The sequence below is a fragment of the Saccharomonospora iraqiensis subsp. paurometabolica YIM 90007 genome (assembly GCF_000231035.2).
Lineage (GTDB): Bacteria > Actinomycetota > Actinomycetes > Mycobacteriales > Pseudonocardiaceae > Saccharomonospora > Saccharomonospora paurometabolica.
In genome coordinates this window covers 2,848-5,606 of record NZ_KI912248.1, presented here as the reverse complement: position 1 = coordinate 5,606, position 2,759 = coordinate 2,848, and the positions used below count along the sequence as shown (strand labels likewise).

The 2,759-nt window shown below is 73.6% G+C and carries 3 protein-coding genes; all 3 read left to right on the top strand.

What is annotated here, in order from left to right:
• Positions 1–138 precede the first annotated feature (138 nt).
• The 3 genes from SACPADRAFT_RS0215890 to SACPADRAFT_RS0215880 are packed head-to-tail and all read left to right on the top strand — an operon-like array spanning position 139 to position 2,676.
• Positions 139–1,746 carry an AMP-binding protein gene (locus SACPADRAFT_RS0215890; protein WP_007027168.1) on the top strand — a complete coding sequence of 536 codons (1,608 nt, stop codon included), beginning with the start codon at positions 139–141 and terminating at the stop codon, positions 1,744–1,746.
• A complete protein-coding gene (locus tag SACPADRAFT_RS0215885; RefSeq protein WP_007027167.1) occupies positions 1,737–2,345 on the top strand; it encodes a TetR/AcrR family transcriptional regulator in 609 nt (202 codons plus the stop codon). The genes SACPADRAFT_RS0215890 and SACPADRAFT_RS0215885 overlap by 10 nt, the downstream gene beginning before the upstream one ends.
• Positions 2,338–2,676 (top strand): hypothetical protein, encoded by a 339-nt coding sequence (locus SACPADRAFT_RS0215880; protein WP_007027166.1) that lies wholly within the window; start codon positions 2,338–2,340, stop codon positions 2,674–2,676. The genes SACPADRAFT_RS0215885 and SACPADRAFT_RS0215880 overlap by 8 nt, the downstream gene beginning before the upstream one ends.
• The last annotated feature ends 83 nt before the right edge of the window (positions 2,677–2,759 follow it).

The window sequence follows — 2,759 nt, the reverse complement described above, 5'->3', positions numbered from 1 at the left end:
CGTCGACACGGCGGTGGACTCGGCGCTGGAGCTGGAGGTCGGCCACGCGCTGATCACCGAGTACGCCCCCGCCCCCGAGGCCGGGGAGCCGCACCGGTGAGCCGCGGAGGTCGGACACCGGGCCCGGCGGAGGCGGCCGTGCGCGGCGCGCCGGACGACCCCGACGACCTGGTCGGTCTCCTCGAGCACGCGGCGTCCCGGTGGCCGGACCGCGAGGCGTGGGTGTTCGACGAGACCGGGCAACGGTTCACCTTCGCCGAGATCGCCGCACACACCGGTGCGTTCGCCGCCGCGCTGGCCGGGCTCGGGGTGGGCCGGGGCGACCGGGTGGCCGTGATGCTGCGCAACCGGCCGGAGTTCCCGCTGCTGTGGCTGGCCCTGGCCCGGCTTGGGGCCGTGCTGGTGCCGGTGAACACCAAGTACCGGGAGCTGGACGGGGAACACGTTCTCGCGCACTCCGGCGCGCGGCTGGCGGTGACCACCGACGAGTTCCGCGACCTGCTGGAGTCGATCGCCCCCGCGACCGCCGTGGAGCGGGTGCTGACCGTCGACGACCTCGCCGCGGGCACGGAGACCGCGGGCACGGCGACCGGGGGCACGGCGACCGGGGCCCCGTCCGGAGGCACGGGCGAGCTCCCGGCGAACATCCAGTACACCTCGGGCACCACCGGCGCCCCGAAGGGGTGCGTGCTGCCCCAGCGCTACTGGACGACGCTGGCGCGCGGGCTGGTCACCGACTTCCCGCACATCGGTGCCGACGACACGGTGCTCACCGCCCAGCCGTTCCACTATATCGATCCACAGTGGAACGTCGCGTTGGGACTGTACTCCGGGGCGCGGCTGGTCGTGCTGGACGGCTTCCACCCGTCGACCTTCTGGCACCGGGTCCGCGAGTACGGCGTGACCTGGTTCTACTGCCTCGGGCTGATGCCCACCCTGCTGCTGCGGATGCCGCCGGACCCCGACGACACCCGCCACCGCGTGCGAGCGGTCAGCGCGTCGGCGATCCCGGCGGAGCTGCACGCCGAGCTCGAACGCCGCTGGGGCGTGCCGTGGTACGAGGCGTTCGGCATGACCGAGACCGGCTCGGACCTCCGCATGCCGCCGGACGAGCACGACGACTTCGTGGGCACGGGCTGTCTCGGCAGGCCCGCGCCGGGGCGGGAGGTGATGGTCGCCGACGGGCACGGCCGCCCGGTGCCCCGCGGGGAACAGGGCGAGCTCCTGCTGCGCGGGGTCGGGATGATGCACGGCTACCACGACGCCCCCGAGGCCACGGCCCGGGCGTTCCACGGCGGGTGGTTCCGCACCGGGGACCTCGCCACGATGGACGCCGACGGGCGCGTGTTCTTCGTCGGCCGCACCAAGGACATGATCCGCCGCAGCGGGGAGAACATCGCCGCCGAGGAGGTCGAGCGGGCGCTGCTGCGCCATCCCGGCGTGCGCGCCGCCGCCGTCGTCGGCGTCGACGACGAGCTGCGCGGCGAGGAGGCCAAGGCGTGGGTGGTCCCCACCACCGGCACCGAACCCGGCGACGGAAACACCGGGGAGACCACCCCCGACCCGGCCGAGCTGGCCGCGTTCTGCGCAGGCAAGCTCGCCGCGTTCAAGGTGCCGCGCTACTGGGCGGTGGTGGACTCGCTCCCGATGACCGACTCCGAGCGGGTCGCCAAGGGGGCGCTGCGCGCGGACGACGGTGACCCCCTCGCGGGGTGTTACGACAGCAGGGAGGGCCGGTGGCGGTAGACACCCGGGCGCGGGTCCACGAGGCGGCCGTGGAGTTGTTCGCCACCCGGGGCTTCCACGGCACCGGCATCCGGGACCTCGCCCGCGCGTCGGGCGTGTCCACCGCGAGTCTCTACCACTACATGGGCGCCAAGGAGGACCTGCTCGCCGGCATCATGCGGACGTGTCTGCGGGACCTGCTCGACGCGGCCACCGCCGTGGCCGACACCGTGGCCGACCCGTGCGAGCGGATCCGGCGGCTGGTGACCGGGCACGTCGACGCGCACGCCCGGATGCCGCGGGAGACCCGCATCGTCGACCACGAGCTGCACGCCCTGCCGCGGGAGGTGCGGGACGAGGTGGTGTCCCTGCGCGACGGGTACGAGCGCGTGTGGTCGGACACCATCGCCGAGGGGGTCCGGGCGGGTGTGTTCCGTACCGCACATCCGCACGTCACCCGGATCGCGCTGTTGCAGATGTGCACCGGGGTCGCGCACTGGTACTCGGCCGGGGGAAGCCTGTCGCTCGGTGACCTGGCCGGGGCCCACGCCGACATCGCTCTGCGTGTCCTGGGAGCTTGCCCTGCGCCCTCCGCTGAGGGACGCTCAGGGGGTGAGTGAGGAAATCATCCAGCTGGAACTCAACGACGCGGGTGTCTCGCCGGGGCTTCCGACGCCTTCGGACCCGCGGGACCAGGTACAGGACGTGCCCTATCGCCCGGTGGAGTTCCGCGACGACGATCTCCCGGCGGCGATGGAACGCTGCGCCGGGTGGCTCAAGCAGGCCCAGCGGTGGCTCGGTGAGCCGGTGGACGTGCTCGCCGTCCACCTCGACTACGACGAACGGGACGGCTACCCCTACTACGACCTGAAGCTGTTGTGCAACGAGGAGGACCTGGCGGGCGTGCCGGTGGCCCTCCGCGAACGCGACGACGCACAGGCCGAGGAGTAGTCCGCCGGGCCCGACCGCAGAGAGGAACCGTTCCGACGCCGGCGGTGTGGTGCCGCGGTACCGCCGCACCACACCGCCGGCAC